This window comes from Massilia sp. CF038 (assembly GCF_900129765.1).
GTDB lineage: Bacteria > Pseudomonadota > Gammaproteobacteria > Burkholderiales > Burkholderiaceae_D > Telluria_A.
Genome location: NZ_FQWU01000005.1, coordinates 223548 through 245545 on the forward strand (window position 1 = coordinate 223548; position 21998 = coordinate 245545).

At 62.3% G+C, this 21998-nt stretch carries 18 protein-coding genes; 9 read left to right on the top strand and 9 right to left on the bottom strand.

Annotated features, from left to right (window positions below):
* Positions 1 to 190 precede the first annotated feature (190 nt).
* The 5 genes from BUC24_RS24090 to BUC24_RS24110 form a co-directional block, all read right to left on the bottom strand.
* Positions 191 to 457, bottom strand: a complete 267-nt coding sequence (locus tag BUC24_RS24090; RefSeq protein WP_073222887.1) for a hypothetical protein — start codon at positions 455 to 457, stop codon at positions 191 to 193.
* A 75-nt stretch (positions 458 to 532) separates the two neighbouring features.
* On the bottom strand, positions 533 to 988 hold the full coding sequence (locus tag BUC24_RS24095) for a hypothetical protein (RefSeq protein ID WP_073222889.1): 456 nt from the start codon (positions 986 to 988) through the stop codon (positions 533 to 535).
* A 113-nt stretch (positions 989 to 1101) separates the two neighbouring features.
* Positions 1102 to 1668 carry a hypothetical protein gene (locus BUC24_RS24100; RefSeq protein WP_073222891.1) on the bottom strand — a complete coding sequence of 189 codons (567 nt, stop codon included), beginning with the start codon at positions 1666 to 1668 and terminating at the stop codon, positions 1102 to 1104.
* Positions 1669 to 1690: 22 nt separating this feature from the next.
* Complete coding sequence (locus BUC24_RS24105) at positions 1691 to 2593, bottom strand: carboxypeptidase regulatory-like domain-containing protein (RefSeq protein WP_083599125.1); 903 nt, start codon at positions 2591 to 2593, stop codon at positions 1691 to 1693.
* Between the two features lie 155 nt (positions 2594 to 2748).
* Positions 2749 to 3174, bottom strand: a complete 426-nt coding sequence (locus tag BUC24_RS24110) for a cupin domain-containing protein (protein WP_229448645.1) — start codon at positions 3172 to 3174, stop codon at positions 2749 to 2751.
* Here BUC24_RS24110 and BUC24_RS24115 point away from each other — a divergent pair.
* The 4 genes from BUC24_RS24115 to BUC24_RS24130 all read left to right on the top strand — a co-directional run bounded on the left by BUC24_RS24115 (position 3173) and on the right by BUC24_RS24130 (position 9205).
* On the top strand, positions 3173 to 4024 hold the full coding sequence (locus BUC24_RS24115; RefSeq protein WP_073222894.1) for an AraC family transcriptional regulator: 852 nt from the start codon (positions 3173 to 3175) through the stop codon (positions 4022 to 4024). The genes BUC24_RS24110 and BUC24_RS24115 overlap by 2 nt on opposite strands.
* A gap of 303 nt (positions 4025 to 4327) precedes the next feature.
* Positions 4328 to 5698: a hypothetical protein gene (locus BUC24_RS24120; protein ID WP_073222896.1), complete on the top strand. Its 1371-nt coding sequence runs from the start codon at positions 4328 to 4330 to the stop codon at positions 5696 to 5698.
* The gene (locus BUC24_RS24125; RefSeq protein WP_073222897.1) at positions 5691 to 6374 is read left to right on the top strand and encodes a hypothetical protein; all 684 of its coding nucleotides are present in this window, start codon (positions 5691 to 5693) and stop codon (positions 6372 to 6374) included. Before BUC24_RS24120 ends, BUC24_RS24125 begins: the two co-directional genes overlap by 8 nt.
* An 8-nt stretch (positions 6375 to 6382) precedes the next feature.
* Positions 6383 to 9205, top strand: coding sequence for an ATP-binding protein (locus tag BUC24_RS24130; protein WP_073222899.1), 2823 nt, complete (start codon positions 6383 to 6385; stop codon positions 9203 to 9205).
* An 89-nt stretch (positions 9206 to 9294) separates the two neighbouring features.
* Here the strand turns inward: BUC24_RS24130 and BUC24_RS24135 are convergent, their stop codons facing one another.
* Positions 9295 to 9810, bottom strand: a complete 516-nt coding sequence (locus BUC24_RS24135) for a CcdC protein domain-containing protein (RefSeq protein ID WP_073222940.1) — start codon at positions 9808 to 9810, stop codon at positions 9295 to 9297.
* 103 nt (positions 9811 to 9913) lie between these two features.
* On the opposite strand from BUC24_RS24135, the gene BUC24_RS27040 reads away from it, so the two are divergent.
* Positions 9914 to 10066 (top strand): hypothetical protein, encoded by a 153-nt coding sequence (locus BUC24_RS27040; protein WP_178372610.1) that lies wholly within the window; start codon positions 9914 to 9916, stop codon positions 10064 to 10066.
* On the opposite strand, the gene BUC24_RS24140 is transcribed toward BUC24_RS27040, so the two are convergent.
* Positions 10063 to 14457 (bottom strand): translocation/assembly module TamB domain-containing protein, encoded by a 4395-nt coding sequence (locus tag BUC24_RS24140; RefSeq protein ID WP_073222901.1) that lies wholly within the window; start codon positions 14455 to 14457, stop codon positions 10063 to 10065. The genes BUC24_RS27040 and BUC24_RS24140 overlap by 4 nt on opposite strands.
* A complete protein-coding gene (locus BUC24_RS24145; protein ID WP_073222942.1) occupies positions 14457 to 16310 on the bottom strand; it encodes an autotransporter assembly complex protein TamA in 1854 nt (617 codons plus the stop codon). Before BUC24_RS24145 ends, BUC24_RS24140 begins: the two co-directional genes overlap by 1 nt.
* Before the next feature lie 91 nt (positions 16311 to 16401).
* On the opposite strand from BUC24_RS24145, the gene queC reads away from it, so the two are divergent.
* The 3 genes from queC (at position 16402) to BUC24_RS24160 (ending at position 20933) form a co-directional block, all read left to right on the top strand.
* A complete protein-coding gene (queC, locus tag BUC24_RS24150) occupies positions 16402 to 17112 on the top strand; it encodes a 7-cyano-7-deazaguanine synthase QueC (RefSeq protein WP_073222903.1) in 711 nt (236 codons plus the stop codon).
* Positions 17103 to 17846 (top strand): metallophosphoesterase family protein, encoded by a 744-nt coding sequence (locus BUC24_RS24155; RefSeq protein ID WP_073222905.1) that lies wholly within the window; start codon positions 17103 to 17105, stop codon positions 17844 to 17846. Before queC ends, BUC24_RS24155 begins: the two co-directional genes overlap by 10 nt.
* A gap of 84 nt (positions 17847 to 17930) precedes the next feature.
* A complete protein-coding gene (locus BUC24_RS24160; protein WP_083599126.1) occupies positions 17931 to 20933 on the top strand; it encodes a sensor domain-containing diguanylate cyclase in 3003 nt (1000 codons plus the stop codon).
* A gap of 4 nt (positions 20934 to 20937) precedes the next feature.
* Here BUC24_RS24160 and BUC24_RS24165 read toward each other — a convergent pair whose 3' ends face one another.
* Entirely contained in the window at positions 20938 to 21333 is a 396-nt protein-coding gene (locus tag BUC24_RS24165) for a hypothetical protein (protein WP_073222907.1), read from the bottom strand.
* 230 nt (positions 21334 to 21563) lie between these two features.
* Between BUC24_RS24165 and BUC24_RS24170 the strand changes: the two genes are divergently transcribed.
* Positions 21564 to 21824, top strand: coding sequence for a hypothetical protein (locus tag BUC24_RS24170; protein ID WP_073222909.1), 261 nt, complete (start codon positions 21564 to 21566; stop codon positions 21822 to 21824).
* Positions 21825 to 21998: the final 174 nt, after the last annotated feature.

The window sequence follows — 21998 nt, forward strand, 5'->3', positions numbered from 1 at the left end:
ATCCGGCGAGCAGGTCTTCGAACAAAGTCACCGTCGCCCTCGCGGAGGCGGGGGCCCATAGCATGTGACGGAAGTCCACTCAGGTGCTAGGGCCCCGCCTTTGCGAAAGCGTTGTGTTTTTTGGCGTATTCGCGTGACTTGATCTGAAATTCGGCGTCCGCAGCCCAATCCGCACATGCAAGCCGCAGCGTTAGGTATGAATTTTAGCCGCTTCTATCGCAACGCTAAGTAAGCGCACCAGTTCTTTTGCCTGCGCAACATTCAATTCAATTTCCGTCTTCGCAGTGACATCGGCATCGGCAAGGCAAACGTCCGTTATGTCGGTAGCCCGCTTATCGTGGTCGGGATGTAGATTCCACACTTCAAGGTTAATGTGTCCTGAATGCACATTAGGAAGTACTTGGACAAAGCCGGACCTGTACGAAACGCTATTGCAGTAAATTTTTGGCGATTGCATAACGATCTTTCATGTTTGGTCGTTTTGAAAACCTGAGTTCTTGAGTCTCTACAATAGGCCACCAACGCCATACGATTAAATTGCAGCGGCCCGGCGGACAGCCCGGGCGTACTCGGAGTAATCGAATCGGAATGGACCTAATCCTTCAAAAATCGCAGGCGCTTCATAGCCGTTCTCGTACGAAAAATCTGACCAAATCATTTCCTCACCACGCCGTTCGACCGTCACGGAAAATCTTCCGCAGCCGATATCGCCACATTCCGGGCAAATATAGATCCCGACTCGGCGTTTAGGGGAGTCAACTCGTCCTTCAAGTAAAAGCTCATTCAACGCCTCTGCAATGGCGTCGCGAAACCCGTGAACGAAGCAGCCCATGTAATCGCCGTGGCCACCATCCATTCTCACCAGTCGAGCCAGTAACGACTCTCCGTTCACCAAAAAATCTGAAGAGTCGCGTTGCGCGACAGTGGTCCCGTTTGTAGCACTTCCAGGGCGATGCATGCTTGCATGGCTCAGCTTTGCTAGTGACATAAGTGAATACAGGTAAAGGTTGGTTCACTATTTGCAGCCGGTCGCTTTTGACTGCGGATTCAATCGGTGAGCGAGAGCAAAGGCCGTAACCAATCTTGATCGTACAAAACCGGCTATTGCACCGGTCTTCCTGTGGCAGCGTCAAGAACCAGGTTCCATTTTAAACGGTGAAGAATAGCTAGCTCGCTACTTGTAAAAATCGGCTCTCGAGTAAGCACAGAAGAACATCTAAGAAGCAAGGCTTCCATCATTCGCGCGCCTTCACCGGTCGTGGCCACGTTGAGCGACAATATCCTGTTGTCCTTAGTCTTCAACACAATGCCGCTTTTTAGCCATGGGTTGTTGGCGCCAGCCTCGGTTCGCGCAGGTACGCCTATCGAAATCGAAACGATGCTGTCGATTGGAATTCGCACAGGACGTTTCATGCCGCCGACCAATTCATGCTCCGAAAGTTGCCAGTGCATTTTCTCCCGATCCCGTACCACCAGCAGATATGCGATGAGCGTCCCGAAGGCGAGCGCTAGGCACATGTAAATTGTCCAGACTAGATCTGCCGGTTCCGCCTGAAGGACCTGGCGATGCGTAGCTAGTAGCGCCGCGCCGCTGAGACCGAAGGTAATCAGTGTAATTAACAGGACTTGGAAGGTGTTTATTCGGTAGCGCACAGTTATAGGTTGCATTGTCTCTCGAAATACAAAGGAATCAGATTTTCGACATCACGAACGCACCACCGTGTGTCGGAGCGAAAGCGAGCTTTAACCAGCGTCCGCGTATCACGCCGTCTTTACCAATCTTGCCGTCGAGCGCAAGTCCGCCATGAGACAACTGAGGAATGAAGTTAATCTCGACTTCGTCGCCGCTGCGCACGGAGCCGCTCGCCTCCGTCATCATGTCGATCCAGCCCCAACCTCTTGATGGCATCCTCGACGAACTGCTTGATCCCGCAAACGCCTCACCGAAGAACGGCCGCAAATCGACGTCATAGTCGCCGAACTCTTCGTTGACGAAAGCGTCCGGGTCTTTCCGTCCGAAAAACAGTGCCCATGAGGCTGAGCGGAAGCGAACGGTTCCGCTGACATTTTTGGTATTGGCAATGGTGGGCGTGCCGCGATCAATCGTCAAAGTGATGCGCCATTTTCCCTCAAGACGGCAACATGGCGGAGGCGCTTTCCCCAGTGTGAAAGTGACGTTCGCGGTCTTGCCAACCATAATTTCGACAGATTGCGTGGCGCTAATCATGTCCGCTCGGCTGGCCGCGACAGTGCTTATACCCGGGTCCAGTGTATCGATACTGAACATGCCGTCCTTATCCGAACTGGCGCCTAGATAACCCGTGACCACGCTGGCACCGTACAGCGGCCGCCCTGTCGCCTGATCAATGATTCTTCCTTTAAGACTGCCGGTGGTGAGCGCATTCTTTGCAGCGATGTTTTCCATCTGTGCGCGTATGCCTTCTTCCTCACGTTTGACCCGTTCTACTTGGTCAGAAGCGGCAAACACCGCGGGCGCACTGGCCTCCTTGGCCGCCCTGAACCGAGTGCCAACCACGACGGCGACGAGCGCCAGGCTGATGAGGCTCATTATTGCAAAGCGGCTGCGATTCATTCGCTATTTTCTCCATATCGCTTTTCTAGATAGCCAAACGTCTTTCGTGCAGATACAAGGATTCCAGGTGCGTTGGGGCTTCTCGCCGCTAGCTGTCGATTGTACGCGAAGGAAGCGGCCGCCTTGCGGTCCGGCTGTCGCCGCCGCAAAGCAGACTAGACGACTCTGCGTGGTGCAGCCGTGAGTGGATCACCGCTATTGGGTGTACCGGTCGGCTCAATGAGCATGATATGTGCTTCCAGGTGAGCGCGTGGACGATGTCGAATCCCACGTGGAACGATGTAGACCTGACCAGGTTTGAGCGATACCGTGGAGCCATCCTCCAAATCGATTTGTAAGTCGCCCTCCAGTACCAGAAAGAAGTCATCGGTATCAGGATGAACATGCCAATGGTATTTGCCGCGCAGCTTGGCCACCATGATGTCATGGCCGTTGAATAGCGCGACGGTGCGTGGTTGCCACGCCTCAGTAAAAGTCGCAAGTTTGGTTTTGAGATCGACCACGAAAGCCATTTTTAACTCCATCTGAAAGAAGGCAATAGTCGGCCAATGCCAGCCGCTGGTCTTGTACAATCGTTGCATGGCACTCAAGGACCTCTCAAACGGTAACGAAGCGCGATTTTCGTCGCTGACTGATGACGTCACGCTCATGCAAGCCAGTTTTACAAACCATGCTTTTGAACGCCATAGCCACGACTGTTTTTCAATCGGGCTAACTACGTTCGGGGTTCAGCGGTTTCGTTGCAGGGGACGGCAATACGATAGCCGGCCTGGGGATTTCGTGCTGTTCAACCCAGACGAAGACCACGACGGGCGCTGCGGCACATCCGATGGCTTCCGGTACATGATCTGGTACATACCAGACGCTTTTGTCCGATGCACTTTGGATGATGACTCTGGCCTGGGGCAAGCTTATTTTGCTACTCCACACCTTGGCGACCAGGATATGGCGTTGTCCTTCACAGCGCTGACGCAAGATCTCGCGACAAATCCCATTGAGGCGCTAAGGACAGAGTCGCTGGTGCGCGCGTTTCTCCGCACAATGCTCCAGCGTCATGGAGAGAACAGGCAGGCGGATGCTGGGCTTAAAACGACCCACGCGGGATTGGCCCGCCTTACGCGGGTTAAAGACTACATTCGGACCTATTTCCAGCGTGACTTAACACTCGTTGAATTAGCAGAGGTGGCGGGACTGTCCCGTTCACACTTGACACGTTTATTTGGAGCGACATTTAACGTACCGCCCCATGTGTATTTGAATGCCGTAAGGATTGCCCACGCGCAGAATTTAATCTTGAACGGTATGCCGCTCGCGTCGGTAGCAGTCGAGTGTGGATTCGCGGACCAAAGCCATCTCACCCGGCGTTTCAAAGGTAGCGTCGGAGCGGCACCGGCAGACTGGCGCAGAATGCGTGGTTATAGCAATGCTTGACTCGCGGTAATGATCAGATCAGGGCTTATTCCAGCGCTAATTTGTAAATACATGCCACGCATGTTTAAGGAGAGCGAACTCCGACTGCCTGCCGTTGGCTTGTAATGGCCCTGCAGAACGCTAACCCATCTGGCAAGCGCTGCCAGGCCGGTCGGTGCCAGGACATTTTAAGTTCGGTGTATGTAACCGATGCCATTTTGATATCAAAAGAGCGGTTTTCTTCCTGCCTTGGGGAACTGAACTGGTATACTGGCGCCCCCGCGAAAGAGTTCAGCAAGGCCCGGAATTACAACAATGGAAATAATGGCAGGTGCGGTTTTAGCCGCAGAAACACTGACCCCAGGGCAGGACGATCACGATTCGCTGCAGTCGCATTTTCACGCCGGTATTTCGGCCGATGAGATCGAGCAGGTCTTTCACCTCAAGCGCGCGCAGCCGACGCTGCAGGCGTTTACGGCGCTGTTTCATGGCGGTTCCGACGGCGTTCTGATTCGCCTGCTGGTGCTGCGCGAACTGGCTGCCGATACCAGCACCTCGGCCTTCTCGCGCGCCGACATCAACAGCAAGCTGTCGTACCTGATCCCCGAATCTCTCGAAACTGTGCTGATGCGCCTGCGCTCGCACGGTTTGCTGGCCTGGGATGCCCAGGCGGCCGTCTATCGCGTTACGCCCATGGCGCGTAACGTTTTGTCGGCGCTCGACACCCTGCTGTCCATGGGCGCGGCCGACGATGAAGCCGAAATGGGTTTCCTGCTGTCGCAGGTGGCCGGTGCCCAGGCCGTGGGCGGCGTGACCGTCGAACAGCTCAAGCATTTGCTGGGACGCCTGGTCGACCTGACCGAGGAGTTCCGCGACGCGATCGCGTCCGGTTCCGAATTCCGCCTGCGTACCTCGCAGGCCAAGTGGCATATGGCCTGCGACTGGGTCGAGAAGGGTTCGCAGATCCTGCGCGCCATCACCAGCGACGAGCGTGCCGATTCGGCCACGCACAAGGCGGCGCAAGCCATTGGCCGCGCTCAGAGCGCGCTGCTGAACATGCAGGGCATGTTCTCGCGCGCGCTGAACCAGATCGAGCGCCAGCGCGTGCACCTGGGCCAGTCGGGCCTGTCGACCACGGACGTCAAGCGCTGGCTGCTGGCGCATGACGACCTGGCGTCGCTGGCACAAGGGGCGATTGACCGCCCCGTCATGCCGATGTTTATCACGCCGGCCGAAATGATCGACGTGGCTGAAACCGAACTGCTGACCGAGCGTAATGCGGTGCTGGCGCAGGCGGGCCTGCCGGAAGGGCAGGATGCGCCGCTGACGGTCAATGATGCGCCGCCAATGCAGGCGGAGCTGGACGACTGGCTGGCGCGCCTGGCCGACTTTGCCAACCTGGGCAACTTCCCCAGCTTCCAGGAAGAGGGCCCGAAAACGGTGCCGATCCAGGATTCGCTGCTGCCGGCCAGCTTTGCCGTGGCTTCTTATCGCGCCTCGATGCTGCCGCTCCTGGGCGACGCGGCCGAAGCGAGCCTGCAGGGCGCCACCGCCCAACTGGCGCGCCTGCCGATCACGTTCACGCCGACCGATGACATGGTCAAACTGAACGACCCGCATGTGGCGGCGATGTCGATCGCCAGCCTGACACTTGATCTTGATCTGAACCTGGAAAGCGGACCGCTTGATGAATGACGACTCCCAAATCCTGATCGCGCGCCTGCTGACGCACCAGACGCTGCGCCGCGACGACAAGATGATCAAACGCGTGCTGTCGGACGAATTGTTCCGCGCCGAAGTGGACAAGCGCCTGCTCGAATCGGGACTGAAACTGATCGACAATGTGTATGCCGACCATGTGACGCTGGCGCTGCACCGCGCGGTGGAACCGAAAATCTTCGGCGCCAAGGACATCTGGCAAAACAATAATTTCGGCCTCACGCGTGACGGCGTGGCGCTGCTGGTGGTGCTGTGGGCGCAGATTATTTTGCCCAAGCGCGAGCGCCAGGAAACCCACCAGAACGCGGACGACGATCAGGACGACATGTTCGACAAGGACAAGCCGATGCCGCGCGCCGAAGATACCTCGATCGGCATTTCGTACACTGCGCTGCTGTCGGACTTTGGCGACAAGCTGGGTAAAAAAACGCGGATGGACATGAACCTGGGCGCGCTCTCGCGCATGGGCTTCATTGAACGGCGCGGCGACGTGATCCTCGAAGGCCCGCTGCTGGACCTGCTGATGGATACCGACGTGCTCAAGGAACGCATCATCAACGGCGCGCTGGCCGATGTATTCAAGCGCGCTCCCGCAGCCATCGCCGTCGACGTCGCTCCCGACGCCGACGATGCGCTCGATACCCCTAGCTGAGGCCCGCCATGTTCCACATCAAATCGCTCGAACTGGTTCATTGGGATTACTGGCAGCGGATCAAGAACATCCCGCTGGACGCCAAGATCATCACCATCGCGGGCCAGAACGGCTCTGGCAAGACCACGCTGCTCGATGCACTGCGCACGTTGTTCGGTCTCGATTGTTCGATGGGCCGCACCTACAAGCACTACGCGCGCCACTCGGGTCAGCAGACCGCCTGGATTCGCGCCGTGGTCGACAACAAAACCGTTGGACGCCAGCTGTCGAACCGGCCGTTCCGCAGTTCGGGCTTTTTCAGCGATGACGAAGTCACGCTGTTCTGCCAAATCCAGAAGAACGGCGGCGACTGGAAGCGCCAGTACCTTATGCGGCCGGGGAATATCCAGATCGAGGAAGTGACCGAAGCGTCCGACTGGCTGGGTGTGGAAAACTACCGCAAGCGCCTGGCCAACGCCGGCCTGTCGCCAGCGATGGCGAAAGTGCTGGCGCTCGAGCAGGGCGAAACCGACAAGCTGTGCGAATACGCGCCGCGCCAGTTGCTGGACCTGGTGTTCCAGGTCTTCGGCGACAAAGAAGTGCTGGACGCTTATGACGAAGCCAAACGTCACCAGCGCGACACCGAAACAGAACTCAAGCGCTTCGAGACGGAGCTGGAAGCGTCACGCACCAACCTGGAAGGCCTGCGCCTGCGCGTAGCGAACTATCACCAGTGGGAAGACCTGCACAAGGAACGGCGCAACCTGCTGGAAGAAGTGCTGCCAAGCCTGGAATACCACGAGGCGCGCGAGAAGGCTGGCGCCATCAGCCGAAATCTGCGCGAACAGCGCAAACCGATGGCGCAAGCCGATTCGCAGCTGATTGAAAAGCGCAACATGCTGGCGGCCCAGGCCAAGGCGCTCACGGAAGCGCAGCAGCAGGAAACCCTGCTGGAGCAGGAGGGGACCGCGCTGGCAAGCCGCCTGTCGCAGGTGAACGCCAAGCTCAAACCACTCGACAGTCTGCTGGAGCAAAAAGAACGTCTGCAGAAACTGGCGGCCGACGCAGGTGCCGACATTGCCGAAGTGTCGGCCCAGCTGGACGCGAAGGAAGATGAACTGACGCGCCAGAAGCAGGCGCGTGACACGCTGTCGAACCGCATTGCGGGTGAACAGTCGACCATCTCTGCGTTGCAGGGCAAGAGCGCAATGCCGGAGCCGGAAGCGGTGCGCGGCATGCGCCGTGCCTTGCGCGATGCGGGCATTCCGCACGCGATGCTGTCCGATATCGTCGAAGTCACGGACGCCAAATGGCAAGGTGCGGTCGAAGGTATCCTCGGCGGGTACGCCTCGGTCGTTTTGCTTGAACGTGCCAAGGATGCAGCGGCGGCTTACCGGCTGGCGGAGCAGGAACGCTATCGCCACTTCATCGTGCCTGAATGCGTGGATGCACCAACGTCGAAAGATGGCAGCCTGCTGTCGGTCGTGCGCTTCTCGGCACCAGCGCCTTCATGGCTGATTGATCAGCTTTCGCGCATCGACCGGGTTGACTCCGTCGAAGCTGGCTTCAAGCTGTCGAAAGACGCTGAATGGATCACGCCTGACGCGTACCACCGCGAACGGCGCGGCGGACGCTCGCTGTTTGTCGAGGCGTCGCGTTACCGCTTCGGGCAGGCTGGCCGCACCCAGCGCCTGGAAGCACTGCAGAAATCGCTGCCAGCACTGGAAGCGCAGGAAGATGCGCTGACGCTGGCAATCAGCAAGCTGGCGGCGGAAGTGGGCGCACTCAAGGCGCGCATTGCGGGTGTTGACGCTGCCAAGGAACTGGCGGCACGCCATGCCGAATTTGAAGAAGCCACGCGCAATACCGCGCCACTCAAGGCCGAGCGCATGGAAGTTGGCTCCCGTCTGGGTGAGTTGCAAGGCTTGACCAAGGCTGCCACCGTGGCCCGTACTCGCGCCGACACGACCTGGCAGAACGCGCGCCTGGCGCTGTCGGAAGCGGAAGCGGGCTTGCGCCTGGGTCACAAGCGTCAGATCGAGCAACGTGCCGAGCATGCCAAGAACCTGGCGGAGCTGCGCCGTGCGTGGCGCCATCTGCCGCACAGCTGGCGCCGTCCGGCGCGGCGCGCTTCGCTGGTGGCCGAACATCAGAACTCGCACCAGGTGGATCTGCGCGTCTCGTCGTTGCAGCACAGCCTTGCGCGCGACGACTGGGAGCTCGACGCCACCGTGATCGATCAGTACCATCGTCTGAACGAGCAGCTGCAGGGCCGCCAGACAGAGACCGATGAACGCCGCTATCAGAACAATCGCGCGATCGAGGCGACCGGAAATGCACGAGGCGCTTACATCGAGCGCTTGCGTTATACCGTCAAGACCTATAGCAAGAACATCAAGGAGCTGGGTGAACTGGCGGGCATTGAAGTGAATGCCGATCCGGTGCGGCTGGAGAACGACGACGTGCAACTGGCGCAGGCCGGTCTGCACGTGCGCTTCAAGTTCGACGGCAAGGATCAGATCGGGATGAACGATGGTGAAGCATCGGGTGGCCAGCAGGTGATGAAGTCGCTGGTGCTGCTGATTGGTTTGCTCAAGTCGGAAGATGGTTCGGGCGGCTTTGTGTTCATTGATGAACCGTTTGCGCACCTGGATATTCGGAATATTCAGCTGGTGGGCGAGTTCCTCAAGAATACCGAGGCGCAGTATCTGATGACGACGCCGCTGACGCACAACACTGATGTTTATGATCCATCCGAGCTGACGCTGATTACCAGCAAGAAGAAGAAGGAAATGACGTGGGCACAGCCGATCTTTGTGCTGCAGCGGCGGACGACGCCGGTAGCCGCCTGATTTTCGTCCTCGCGGAGGCGGGGACCCATACCACGCTATCGAAGTTGTTTAGAGTGCTAAGGGTCCCCGCCTTCGCGAGGACGATGTTTTCAGGCTGCGTCGATTTCTTTGCGCAGCTTGAAGCGCCACTTCAGCAGGCCCGCTGAATAGGTGGCGAAGTATCCCGCCACCAGTCCCAGGCTAGGCAAGGTAAATGGATAATCCGTCACCTTCGGCGTCGGATTCCCGCTGCCCTGGTTGGCGTAAATCTCAAAGCCGATATACATCAGGCAGGCCACAAACAGCATCGCAATCACCAGCCCCAGACGCGGATTGGGCGTGAAGAAGTAGCCCTCGCGCGCCGTCTCGAAGCGGGTCAGCTTCAGCCCCCAGATGCCGTAAGCAATGCCGCCAGCCACGCCCACCAGCAGCCATGCCAGGGTGGCCGGCTGCGTGATGAACTGCGATGCCGGTACCACGGCCATGGCAGTGAACACGCCCACGCCCGTGTAATGGCGCTGCATGATGGAACGCTGGCGCAGCATTTGCGCTTTGATGCGGGTGTACACGCGCCAGACCAGAACCGGTCCCAGAAGCAGCAGCGCAATCGTCGATATTGAAAGCATGGTGATCTTATTAAATGTGACGCTGGCATTGTAATCCACCGTGGCGGCCCGCCGGGCAGGGATCGTGGTAATGTCAATACTTCATCATCAGGAGCGCTTCACCATGAACCCTGCTGCATACCAGTTCCACCGCGCGCCGGATCCGGCACCCATCGAAGAGCCGCTGCCCGAGCCGTTCGATAATCCCCATCCGCACCATCCGCCAGTCCAGCATCCGGGTCACGACGACCCGGTGCCCGACCATAAACCGAGCTAGTCGAACGCCCAGGTGTACAGAATGTCCAGCGCGGTATTGGTGCCAGCCTGGATCTGCAGCGTGAACTTGTTATTGAGCTTGTAGCGCAGCTTGACCAGGCTCGATGCCGTGGTCGCGCCTTGCTCGAAACTGAGATAGGCACGTGACGACAAACGCTTGCCCACCGTGACCACGGTGCTCTCCAGGCCTTTTGCCTGCGACAGGCCCAGTTCGTCCACGCCCAGTGAGTTGGCCAGGCGCGACTGGAAGCCGCCACTGCCGTTCCCACCCAGCAGGGCACCCGCCGCTGCCGCCAGCACACCGGTCTCGTTGCCGGACACCGCTTCCATGCCATGGCCCAGCACCAGCCAGGCCAGCTTCTCGCTGTCGGTCACATTGGGCGTGGACACCAGCTTGGCTACCGGCGCCAATGCCGTACCGCGCACTTCGACACCCGCTTCGACGTTGGTCTCGGACAGCTGCTCGCCTTCGGGGCGCTTGCGCACGGCCAGAATATTGAGGGCCGGGTTGTCGTACGGGCCGCTGAAGGTCAGCACGCCACGTTCAATCGTCAGGTTCTGCCCATACGCCTTGTAGGTGCCCGCAACCACGCGGATGCCGCCGTTGGCGCGCAGGCCGCGGCTGCTGCTGCGCACCCGCACGGTGCCCGCCAGTTCGGCGTCAATGCCCATGCCGCGCAGGCGGAAGGCGTCGCCCAGATCAGCCTCAATGTCCACCGACAGCGGCAGCGATTTCGATTCGGTCTTGGCCACGGTGCCGGGCTTGGTACGGCCCAGCACAATCACGTCGTCCGAGAGGGTAGGACGGTCTTGCGGCGCTAGCTCGATCAGCGCGCGGTCGGCGCGGAATTTGCCATCGAGTTCGAAGCGCTTGGCGTCGCGTACCAGCGTGCTTTGCCCGCTGATGACAAGCGTGCGGTCAGGGCGCGACAGGATTTCGATCTTGTCGGCCACCAGCTTGAGCTGCATGCTTGCTTCGCCACCGGCAAAGCGCACATTGCCGTCGGCGCCGATGTGGCCCTGGGTGCCGTCGAAGTCAAGGCGTTGCAGGATCAACTGGTCACCACTGAGTTGGGCCCGTAACTGGCCGTTGCGCAGCTTGACGCCTTGCTCGGGCCAGCGCACGCCGAGCGCGTCGCCATTCATGTTGCCGTTCAGGGTAGGCGCGCCCACCGTGCCGGCGCCGGTCAGCGCCAGTTTCAGGCTGCCGTCCAGCTCCAGACCCGGCTGGCCGAACAGGGGCGCCAGCCAGGCGATGGATGTCATGTCGGCATTGGCGGTCAGCTTGAGCGGGCTGGCAGTCGAAAGGCGGCCGTCCACCAGCTGCGTGGTCGCGTCGACGGTGGCCTGGCCAGCGCGGGTGGCGTCCAGCGTGAGCTGGGTGCGCAAGGCGCCGTCGGCAATGTCGGCGCGCAGGTCGAGCGTGCGCAGACCCAGCACCACCGGGACTTCGGCGCCGACGATCAAGTCACCCTTTTCGCGGAACACATGCAGCATGCCGCGCAGTGCGGGGTTTGGTCCGGCCTGCATGTCGAGCGCCCACTGGGCCCCAAGCGACAGGTCGCCGCCGGCGTTGTCGCGCAGGGCAGGCGAGAACTGGCCCAGATAGGTGATCGGCACCCCTTCAGCCACGCCCTTGCTGGTCCAGTGGGCGCCGTTCTTGTCCAGCGTTTGCACGCTGACGCTGCCGTTGGGCAGTTTGATGATGGCGTCGCGCAGGGCGATGACCTCGGGCGACAGCAATCCCGTCACGCCTTCACCGGGGGCGCCGGCAATGCGCAGCGGGGTGGGCGCCTGCAGCGCGAACGCGTAGCGGCCCTTGTTCTGCAGGGATGCGACGGTGCCGTTCCAGGTGCCGGCATCGAATCCGCCGCGCACTTCGCCGCTGGCGTCAATGGTGTCGCCACGGGCGGCCACGCGCAGTATGTGGGCGCCGCGTGTGCCTTCACTTTGCAGCCGCGCGCTCTCAATCACGGTGCTGCCGTTGGTGTAGCCGGTTAGCTCGACGCTGCCCACCAGCGGGTCGGCCGCGCCGCGCCCGGAACCGACATTGGCCGAGGCCTTGATGGTTTTGATTTGATGCTGCGCGAAGAGCTTGAGGTTCTGGCCGTCGAGCGCCGCCGACAGGGAAGGCGCTGCCATGGAGCCGGACAACTTGCCCGCGCCGCGCAACACGCCGCCGAAGTTGGGCCCCAGCGACGCCAGTTGCGGCGCATCGATGCGCCAGTCCAGCACATCAGCCGTGCTGCCAAAGCTACCCTTGGCAGCGAGGATGTTCGGTCCCAGATGCAGATCGACGTCGGCATTGGATACGTGCGCGGCATCGGCCTTGAGTTTGGCATAGCCCCACAAGGGCGCGTTGGCCAGCGTGGACGGTTCCAGCGTGAGGTTGAGGGCACCGCGCCAGTCGGCGCCAAGCCGTCCGCCGCCGTCAAAGCCGGCATTGATGCTGCCGGTCGTCAGGTCGCCGAAAGCAGCCGGGTTGAAGGCGCGCGCCATGCCCTTCAGGTCGACTTCGGCCACGCGCTGGCCTGCCTTGTCGGGGGCATTAAGCCAGGCATTGCCGCTGGCATGCAGGACGCCCGCATTGGCCGTGCGTGCGGCAGCAGTCCAGCCCAGGCCCTTGGCGTCGAGTTCAAACGAGGTACGCGGCATTTGCATGGTGCCGGTGACGACGCCGCTGGCCACGACAGAGCCCATCAAATCCTTGCGCAGGGCGCCCAGCTGTTTGCCGTCGGCGCGCCATTGCAGTTTTTCGCCAGGCGCGCCAAAGCTGCCGCGCAGCTCGGCGCTGTTGCCGCCCAGGGCCAGCGTAGCGTCCACATTGCTGATGTGGGTTGCGTCGGCATTGAGCTTGCCCTTGCCCGACAGCGGCAGCTCGAACAGCCGGCTGGGGCGCAGGGCGAAATCGGCAGCGATCTTCCAGGCCGGCGCCAGGAAGCCGTTGACGTTGATGTCGGCATTGATGTCCGCGGCAGGATAGTCGCCAAACGCGGCGGGGTTGAATTTGGATGCGCTGGCGCTGGCCTTGAATTCGCGCTTGTCGACCATGCTGGCGTTGCCCACCACGCGCACCAGACTGCCGCCGGCACGCAGGCTGGCCTGCTTGATCTGCAGCAGATTGTCAGCCAGCGACGCTTCGGCGTCGAGGCGCATCTTCGCTTCCACCAGATGGGCGCTGAGGGTTTGTGTTTTGCCGCTGCTGGCCAGTTTGATGTCGCCCGCAATGGCGGTGCGATTGATGCTGCTGTGGATCTGGCGGAGGTCGAGCCGGTCGGTGTGCAGCACGAAGCTGGCGCTGCCCAACCCGGCGTCACTGGCGTTGCGGTCGACGGCGCCGCTGCCGGCAAATTTGCCCGCGTTGCCAAAGTCGATCACGGCGCCGCCAATGCGTAGCGCGTCCAGTGTGCCAGTCAATTCGCCGCGCATGGCGCGCAGCGGCAGCAGCTGCTTGTCGATGGTGCCTACCGGGCCCTGGTTGGCAATGTCGACGCTGCCCTTGACGTTGCGCTTGGCGTCGATACTGGCCGTCACCTTGACGCTCAGATCGGCCTTGGGCAGGGTCGGGTTAAGGAAGGTGGGGTCGAGTTTTTTGCCATTGATGGCCATGGCCCGCAGCGGCACCGGATCGAAGGGCGCCAGCGTGAACGCGGCATCTCCCACTGCCTTGCCGGATTGGCCGTCGGCGTTGATCTGGGTGCTGAGCAAATCGCCACCGGCGCGCAGGTTGAGCTGCGCCGCCTTTTGGCCTTTTGGTACGGCCAGCTGGGTCAAGCTTGCCTTGGCCTCGAGCTTGAACGGGTGGGCCGCGCCAATGCTGCCATCGGCGCGGGCGTACCCCCAGGGCGTCACGGCGCTGGCGTTGCGCAGCATCCAGCGCGTCTTGTCGCCGGCCATGTCGAAGCGTACATCGGCAATGACAGTGGTGGCGCCGGCATTGGCCAGAGTGACCTTGTTGATGCGCGCGTCATTGAGTGTGAGCGAGAACGGCGCGGCCAGACTGGTAGGCATCTTGGCCTTTTCGCCTTCGCGCAGGGTGTCCACGCGCAGCGACATGACGTGCAGGCGGTTGATGGCCACGCCGCGCGTAAAGTACTGGAAGGGCGACCAGTCCACCTCGGCGTGCTCGATGGTGATCAGCTGCTCGGGGCTGCGATAGACAATTTTATCCATCGACATGCTGCTGTACAGCGAGCCCTTGACGCCGGTGACGACGATGCTGCCGCCACTGGCATTGGCCACGCGCTGCACCAATGCCTGCAAAGTGCTTTCGCGCCCGCCGTACCAGTAGGCACCGGCCAGCACGGCGCCCGTGACGGCCACGCCAATGGCCAGCCGGCGCGGCCAGCGCCGCGTTTTTAGTGGTGGGGTGTCGGTTGCTGTTTCAGTCATCAGAAAGTAAATCCAAGCGAGAAGTGCAGTCGGACTTCCTTGGCCGCCTGGCCATAGGCGACATCGACATTGATCGGGCCGACCGGGCTGCGCCAGCGCGCACCCACGCCGTAGCCCAGTTTTGGTTTGAGATCGGGGATCTTGTCGGCGGCATTGCCGGCATCAACGAAGAAGGCCACACCCCAGGGTGGTTTGAACCAGTACTGGTACTCGGCGCTGCCGGTAACCAGGTAGCGCCCGCCGACAGTGGCGTCGCCTTCCTTCACGCCCAGCGCCTGGTAACCGTAGCCGCGCACCGAGCCGTCGCCACCAGCGCGGAACAGGAAGGTGCTGGGCACACCTGCTTTTTGCGCCGAGGCCAGGGCGCCTGCTTCAGCGCGCAACACCAGGCTGCTTTTGGCGCCCAGCGACTTGTAGCCCACCACGCGCGCACTGGCGCGGATGAAGCGTTCGTCCGTCAGCACCGGCAGCAGTGCGCCGCCCAGGGTGGCGTTGGCGATGAAACCGCGCGTGGGCAGCAGCAGGTTGTCGACTTCGCGCATGGTGTAGCTGAAGGTGAGCGGCAAGCTCTTGCTGCGCTCGGGCGGCTGGCCGTCGATGGTTTGTTGTTCGGTCAGGTATTCAAACGTCAGGTTGCGCTCGCGCCGCGGTGTGCCCCAGGCACGGCGCGCGGCCAGGCGCGCCACTGCGGTGATTTCGCCCTGCAGGTCGTTGCGTTCGAACGAGGCGCCGAAGCTGTCGTTGTAACCCTTGGCCGTGGTAGGGAAGAAGAAATCGGCGTTGGCGCTCTGGCGCCGCGTTTCCATGATCAGATTACTTTTCATGCGCAGCCCGTACACATTCAGGTCATCGTAGCTGACCTGGGCGCGGGCGCCCGTATTGGTGGAAAAACCCAGACCGACGGACACGTTGCGCTGCTTGTTCTCTGTTACGCGCACCAGCACCGGCAGCGTGACGGGGTTTTCCACGGGTGGCTTCGGTTTTGCGGCGGGGCCTTCAGCCAGCGCGTCGATTTGTTCGTCCAGCATTTCGCCAGGGTCGGTGCTCACTTCCACACCGCTGAAGTAACCAGTGTCCTGCAGGCGCGCCTGGAAGGCTTGCAAGGCTGCCTCGCTGTATTCTTCGCCGGGCTGGATCTGGTTCAGATTGGTGATGATGGTGGACGGATAGCGCTTGAGGCCTTCGATCTTGATGTCGCCAAAGCGTGCTTCGGGGCCGCTGTCGAGCACCACCTTGAGCAGGGCGCGCTGCACGTCAGGGTCGACAATGGCGCTCGATTCCACCAGCTGGGCGCGCGGATAGCGCACCTGGATCACCTGGCGCAGCAGATTGCGCTTGGCCGCTTCCCAGTCGGCCTGGCGGAAGCGGGCGCCCACGGGCAGGGCCCAGCGGTTGCGCAGTTCGGCGCCGTCGAAAGGTTTAGCGTCGGCGCCCACCGGCTCAAAGCCCTTGAGGGTCAGGTCGACATCGCCCACGATGGTTGGTTTGCCCGGATCGACAATCACGCGTGCCACCGGGGTGCTGCCGCTGGTGTCCAGACCGGCGGACACGCGGGGCGAGTAATAGCCTTCGGTGGCGATCAGCATGTTGGCTTGCTCGGGCACGGCCTTGACCAGGCGTTGCAGCTGATCCATGTCCAGGCGGGGATTGCCCTGCCAGCGCAGCAGATCGAGATTGTCTTGCAGCAGGTCGTCAAGCGGATCGGGGGCCTCGATGGCGACGCGATAATTCACGCCCTGGGCCAGGGCGGTGCAGGAAGCGACCAAGGTGAACACGGTGGCGGCAATCTGTGCCAAAATTCGTGGGCGCCGCGGCACTCGGGTGAGGTTCAGATCGGGTATTGCGGAAAACATGTCGCTCCATTCGGGAAAATGCCCGGTCATCTTACCGGAATGCCCGAAATGATGGCGAACGCCTAACACTTCTTTGTACTTATCGAATTTCATGCACCAAGCCGATACCGCCCTCGTGTTGTTTAGCGGAGGACAAGATTCCACCACCTGCCTGGCCTGGGCCCTGGAGCGCTACGCCCGGGTCGAGACAATCGGCTTCGATTATGGCCAGCGCCATGCGATCGAACTGAGCGTGCGCCCGGCCGTGCTGGCTGGCGTGCGCGCGCTCAAGAATGACTGGCAGGCGCGTCTGGGCGAGGATCACATGGTTGATCTGTCGCTTATCGGCAAGATTTCCGACACGGCACTCACCAGTGACGTGGCCATCACCATGCAAGAAAATGGCTTGCCGAACACCTTTGTTCCCGGGCGCAACCTGCTGTTCATGACGGTGGCCGCTACCCTGGCGTACCGGCGCGGCCTGAATGTGCTGGTGGGCGGCATGTGCGAAACCGATTTTTCCGGCTATCCCGATTGCCGCGACGACACCATGAAGGCGCTGCAAGTGGCGCTGAACCTTGGCATGGCCACCCGCATCAAGCTGGAAACGCCGCTGATGTGGATTGATAAAAAAGCCACCTGGCAGCTGGCCCACGATTGCGGCGGCCAGGCTCTGGTCGATTTGATTCGCACCGACACCCACACCTGCTACCTGGGCGAGCGCGGCGCGCTGCATGCCTGGGGCTATGGCTGCGGCAGCTGCCCGGCGTGCGAGCTGCGCGCGCGCGGCTACCAGCAGTACGCGGAGGCCGCATGCGCCTAGCCCTGATGACCGACCTGCACGCCAACAAGGAAGCGTTCAGCGCCTGCCTGGCGCACGCGGAACAGCAGGGTGCAACCGATTACGCCTTCACCGGCGACTTTGTCGGCTACGGGGCCGACCCGGCCTGGGTGGTGGACACGGTCATGGAATATGTGGCGCGCGGCGCCATCGCGGTGCAGGGCAACCACGACGCGGCTGCGGCGCGCGAGGCGCGTTCGAGCATGCATTCCGAGGCGCGCGAAGTGATTCAATGGACGCGCGGCCAGCTCAGCGCCGAGCAGATCACCTTTCTGGCCGAACTGCCGCTGGTGCGCGAGCGCGAACGCATGCTGTTCGTGCATGCCAGCGCCAACGATCCGCCCAAGTGGGAGTACGTGACCAGCATCGACGAAGCGGAAAAAAGCTTGAGCGCCACCGATTGCCGCATGGTGTTTTCGGGCCATGTGCACGGTCCGGCCCTGTACCGCCGCACCGACGACGGACGCATGGGCGCCCACTTGCCCACGCCAGCCAAGCGCATTCCCATCAGCGCCCAGCACCAGTACCTGGTGATCCCGGGGTCGGTGGGGCAGCCGCGCGACGGCAACAGCGCCTCTTGTTACGCGATGTATGACGACCAGACGCGCGAATTGAGCTACTTCCGCATCCCCTACGACCATGGCGCCGCCGCCCGCCGGGTGATTGCGGCTGGCCTGCCGATCGTGTTTGCGATGCGCCTGATCGAAGGCATCTGACGCGCGCCGATTGCATCGGCGCACATGCTCACGTAGACTCGTCATTCAGCGGCCCCCTGCGGCCGTCACGACGGGACCGCAGCCATGGATCGACCAGACCGCAGCGCCGCATTGCCTGAGCCAGACCGCAGCTGGTTGCTGCCCGTCGCGCTGGCGCTGCTGGTGCTGCTGCTGTGCCTTGGTCTGAACTGGCAGCTGTGGCGCCAGGCCAGGGCGGCCGAGGCCCAGCAGGTGCGCGCCGAGTTCGACCTGCGCGCGCGCGAAGTGACCAATCAGCTGGCGCTGCGCGTGCACTCTTATGTGCAAGGCTTGCGCAGTGTGCAGGCGCTGTTTTCCAGCTCCGACAGCGTCACCCGGACCGAATTTTCCACCTTCGTCAAAGCGCAGGACATTGCCCAGCATATGCCGGGCATGCAGGCGCTTGGCTATATTGCCCTGATCGAGCACGGACAAATGGCGCGCCATGTGGCGCGAACCCGTGCGGAAGGCTTTCACGACTATGCCGTGCGCCCGCCCGGCGAGCGCGATGTGTATGCCCCGGTGGTGTACATCGAGCCGCCCAGCCGCGTCAATCTGCGCGCCTTCGGCTACGATACCTGGAGCGAGCTGGCACGGCGGCGGGCACTGGAACTGGCGCGCGATGGCAATCAAGCGGCCATGTCGGGCCAGCTGACGCTGGTGCAGGACAGCGGCAAGACAGCAGGCGGCGGCTTTTTGATTTTGCTGCCGGTGTACCAGAATGGCGCGCCGCTTGAAACCCGTGAGCAGCGCATGCGCGCCATTCGCGGCTGGGTGTATGCACCGGTGCGGGCGCGCGACATGGTCGCTGCGCTCGACCCCGAGCTGGCGGCCGGGCTGGATATCGAAATGTACGACGGCGACGCCGCCAGCGACGCGGCGCGCATGTATTCGGCGCTGGCGCCCGGCGTGCATCCTGACCTGCTGCTGCGGACCGAAAAAAAGATCGGCATCGGCTTTCACCGCTGGACGCTGGCCATTGGCGCGCTGCCGGGGTTCGGCCAGCGCAATGTGGCGGGCGAATCGCGCGTGATGCTGGCTGTGGGAGTGGCTGGCAGCGCGATTCTGGCCCTGTTGACCGGCATGCTGGCATGGAAGTCGCGCCGCGCTGAGCGCGGCCGGGCCAAGGTTGCACTGCTGGACAATGAACTCGAGCGCAGCCGCAAACAGCTGGAGGGTTTGTCGGAGTCGGCTGAACGGGCCCAGCTGGTGTTGCGCAGCATTCTCGATTCGGCCATCGACGGCATTCTGGTGGACGATGGCGCGCGCCGGATTTTGCTGTCGAACCAGCGCTTCCGCGAACTGTGGAGCGTGCCGCCCGAGATGGCGCTGGATGGCGACGACCGCGCCGTTGCGGCCCACCTGGTGGCGCAACTGGTGCATGCGGGGCCGTTCCTGCACAGCCGCGAGATGCAGTACAGCGGCACCAGTGCCGAGCGCGATCTGCTGCGTCTGAAAGACGGGCGCTTTTTCGAACAGTTTGTGCGCCAGGTGGTGCTGGGCAGCGGGCAGAACGCGCGCCTGTGGTCGTTCCGCGACATCACCGAACGCAAGCAGATCGAGCAGCGCGAGCGCTCGCACCGCCACGTGCTGGAGCTGCTGGCGCGCGGCGCACCGCTGCGTGAAATCCTCGAAGCGGTGGTGCTGGGGGTGGAGGCGACCAATCCTGGCATGCTGTGCTCGATCATGCTGCTCACGCCCGACGGGCGGCACCTGATCAACGGGGCGGCGCCCAGCCTGCCGGCCTACTTCAACGAAGCCTTCGACGGCGCCGAAATTGGCCCGCGCGCCGGCTCGTGCGGGGCGGCTGCGTTCAGCGGTGCGCGCGTGATCGTGGAGGACATCAGCCTCCACGACGACTGGGTGCTGTTCCGCGAGGTGGCCCAGCGCGCCGGCCTGGCCTCGTGCTGGTCGCAGCCGATCCGCGGCGGCTCGGGGCGCATCATCGGCTCGTTTGCCATTTACCACCGCACGGTGCATTACCCCAGCCCGGCCCACGTGGTACTGATCGAACAGGCGGCGCAGCTGACCAGCATCGCGATCGAACAGGCGCAGGCGGCGCAAGCCTTGCGCGCCGGCGAAGACCGCTTCCGCAGCCTGGTCGACCATGCGCCGGTGCCGCTGTGGCAGCAGGACTGGTCGCAGGTGGAAGTGGCGCTGGAACAGTTGTGCGATCTGGGCATGGATGACCTGGGCAGCTGGCTGCGCGCGCGCCCGCACGAAATTGCGCGCCTGGCAGCCATGGTGCGCATCAGCGACGCCAATGCAGCAGCGCTGGCACACGTGGGCGCGCATGGCAAGGATCTGGCCGCGCTCAGCCTCGCCCAGCACTTCGATGTGCAGGGCGAGCCCTGTTTTGTCGACGCCCTGCTGGCCTTGTCGGGCGGGGCCCAGGTGTTCAGCTGCGACAGCAGCTTCCGGCGCCTGGACGGCAGCGCGCGCCAGCATGCGCTGACGCTGCTGGTGATGCCCGGCCATGCGGAAGAACTCGACTTTGTGATTGTCACCACGGTCGACATCACTGAGCGCAAACGGATCGACGCCGAGCTGCTGCAGCTGGCCAGCACCGATTTTTTGACGGGGCTGCCGAACCGGCGCGAATTCATGGGCCGAATGGAAGACCAGCTGGCGCGCATGCAGCGCGACGTGGGCGAGTGCGCCTCGGTGCTGATGCTCGATATCGACCATTTCAAGCAGGTCAACGACCGCCATGGCCATGCCGTTGGGGACGAAGTGCTGTGCCACCTGGCCGAGGTGCTGCGCAGCAGTCAGCGCAAGATTGACACACCGGGCCGGATGGGGGGAGAAGAGTTTGCCCTGCTGCTGCCGGGCGCCGACATTGATGCGGCGGCTGCCTTTGCCGAGCGGCTGCGCCAGAGTGTGGCCGGCAGCCCCTATCCGGGGGAGGCCGGACCGCTGGCGGTCACGGTCAGCATCGGGATTGCCAGCATGTATCCGCAGGATGGGTCGGCCGACGCGGCTCTGAAGCGCGCCGACCGCGCGCTGTACCGGGCCAAGGAGGCGGGGCGCAACCGGGTCGGCAAAGAGAGCGACGTGGCGCCCGCCTGATGGCTTACACCGCGTTGTGCTTCAGGTCCGCCTGGGTGACCGGGGCGCTGGGGGCACTTTTGCGGCGCGCCACGAACCACACGATCAGGCAGGGAATCAGGATCGGCAGCAGCAGGGGCGAGATGGCGATGATGGCCACCAGCGCGGCCAGCACGATGGCGGCAATGCCGACCACCGTCATGCCGGCAAACAGCACGGCCAGCAGGACCGCCACGAAGATCATTACCAGCGCGCCTATCACGATGCCGCCGCCGGCCAGCACGGTGCCGAACAGGGTGCCGAAGGGGCCGTCGAAGTCGCCGTCATCCATCACGAAATGCATGTCGGCGTGGCCGAACAAGCCATTGAAGATCAGGATGGCAAGAATGAACAGCAGCAGATAGGGCAGGGTCTTTTTCATGATGGGCCTCTTGGGTGGCTGGGGTGAATCGGCTTGAATGCGCTTGGTATGGTGGTACTGTAGCCAGGCGGGGGCGGGCCTGCGAGCCGATTGCGACAGACTGCATGTTTGACGGGATAAGCAGGCCACCGGTCCGATAAAAGGCGGGTTGGCAGGACGCCGATGTTCGACCTTGTAATACGCGCACCATTGCCTATACTGAATGCCTGCTCTATCGGATGGGGATTCTCATGCAATTTGTTTATTATCCAACTGACCACCTGGCATTTTCGACCTTTGGCGACATTGCGCGCCAGCTGCGCAAGCTGCTCAGCGGCGGCGGGCCCAAGGGGCCGCCGTCGGCGCCGCCCACCATACCGCCGATTATCATCACGCCGTTCAGCTACCAGAAGCCGGGCCCGGCCATTGACCCGAGGGTGCCGCCCGCCGGGCCGCCTTTGCAGCCGCCGCGGGCGCCGGATTGGCGTCTGGAGGCGCCCGCTCTGCACTAAATCCAAGCCCGCTTTCCAGCGGGCTTCTTTTTTGATCATAGCGCAGCCGGCAGATCGATCTCGCCCAGATCAAACGCACACATCGTCCTCTATACGTCACGAAGACGTTATGATTCCAGGGACGCTTGGAAAACCGAGCGCAGGCAGGCTGAATCGTCCTCAAGGCCGTGAGCC

What these genes read in the sequence shown, in the direction of transcription:
- BUC24_RS24125 (WP_073222897.1), top strand. Translation starts at nt 5,691, where the DNA reads ATGAATGACGACTCCCAAATCCTGATCGCGCGCCTGCTGACGCACCAG.
- BUC24_RS24130 (WP_073222899.1), top strand. Translation starts at nt 6,383, where the DNA reads ATGTTCCACATCAAATCGCTCGAACTGGTTCATTGGGATTACTGGCAG.
- BUC24_RS24165 (WP_073222907.1), bottom strand. Translation starts at nt 21,333, where the DNA reads ATGAAAAAGACCCTGCCCTATCTGCTGCTGTTCATTCTTGCCATCCTG.
- BUC24_RS24110 (WP_229448645.1), bottom strand. Translation starts at nt 3,174, where the DNA reads ATGCAACGATTGTACAAGACCAGCGGCTGGCATTGGCCGACTATTGCC.
- BUC24_RS24115 (WP_073222894.1), top strand. Translation starts at nt 3,173, where the DNA reads ATGGCACTCAAGGACCTCTCAAACGGTAACGAAGCGCGATTTTCGTCG.
- BUC24_RS24135 (WP_073222940.1), bottom strand. Translation starts at nt 9,810, where the DNA reads ATGCTTTCAATATCGACGATTGCGCTGCTGCTTCTGGGACCGGTTCTG.
- BUC24_RS24100 (WP_073222891.1), bottom strand. Translation starts at nt 1,668, where the DNA reads ATGCAACCTATAACTGTGCGCTACCGAATAAACACCTTCCAAGTCCTG.
- BUC24_RS24155 (WP_073222905.1), top strand. Translation starts at nt 17,103, where the DNA reads ATGCGCCTAGCCCTGATGACCGACCTGCACGCCAACAAGGAAGCGTTC.
- BUC24_RS24170 (WP_073222909.1), top strand. Translation starts at nt 21,564, where the DNA reads ATGCAATTTGTTTATTATCCAACTGACCACCTGGCATTTTCGACCTTT.
- BUC24_RS24120 (WP_073222896.1), top strand. Translation starts at nt 4,328, where the DNA reads ATGGCAGGTGCGGTTTTAGCCGCAGAAACACTGACCCCAGGGCAGGAC.
- BUC24_RS24145 (WP_073222942.1), bottom strand. Translation starts at nt 16,310, where the DNA reads ATGTTTTCCGCAATACCCGATCTGAACCTCACCCGAGTGCCGCGGCGC.
- BUC24_RS24160 (WP_083599126.1), top strand. Translation starts at nt 17,931, where the DNA reads ATGGATCGACCAGACCGCAGCGCCGCATTGCCTGAGCCAGACCGCAGC.
- BUC24_RS27040 (WP_178372610.1), top strand. Translation starts at nt 9,914, where the DNA reads ATGAACCCTGCTGCATACCAGTTCCACCGCGCGCCGGATCCGGCACCC.
- BUC24_RS24090 (WP_073222887.1), bottom strand. Translation starts at nt 457, where the DNA reads ATGCAATCGCCAAAAATTTACTGCAATAGCGTTTCGTACAGGTCCGGC.
- BUC24_RS24095 (WP_073222889.1), bottom strand. Translation starts at nt 988, where the DNA reads ATGTCACTAGCAAAGCTGAGCCATGCAAGCATGCATCGCCCTGGAAGT.
- BUC24_RS24105 (WP_083599125.1), bottom strand. Translation starts at nt 2,593, where the DNA reads ATGAATCGCAGCCGCTTTGCAATAATGAGCCTCATCAGCCTGGCGCTC.
- queC (WP_073222903.1), top strand. Translation starts at nt 16,402, where the DNA reads ATGCACCAAGCCGATACCGCCCTCGTGTTGTTTAGCGGAGGACAAGAT.
- BUC24_RS24140 (WP_073222901.1), bottom strand. Translation starts at nt 14,457, where the DNA reads ATGACTGAAACAGCAACCGACACCCCACCACTAAAAACGCGGCGCTGG.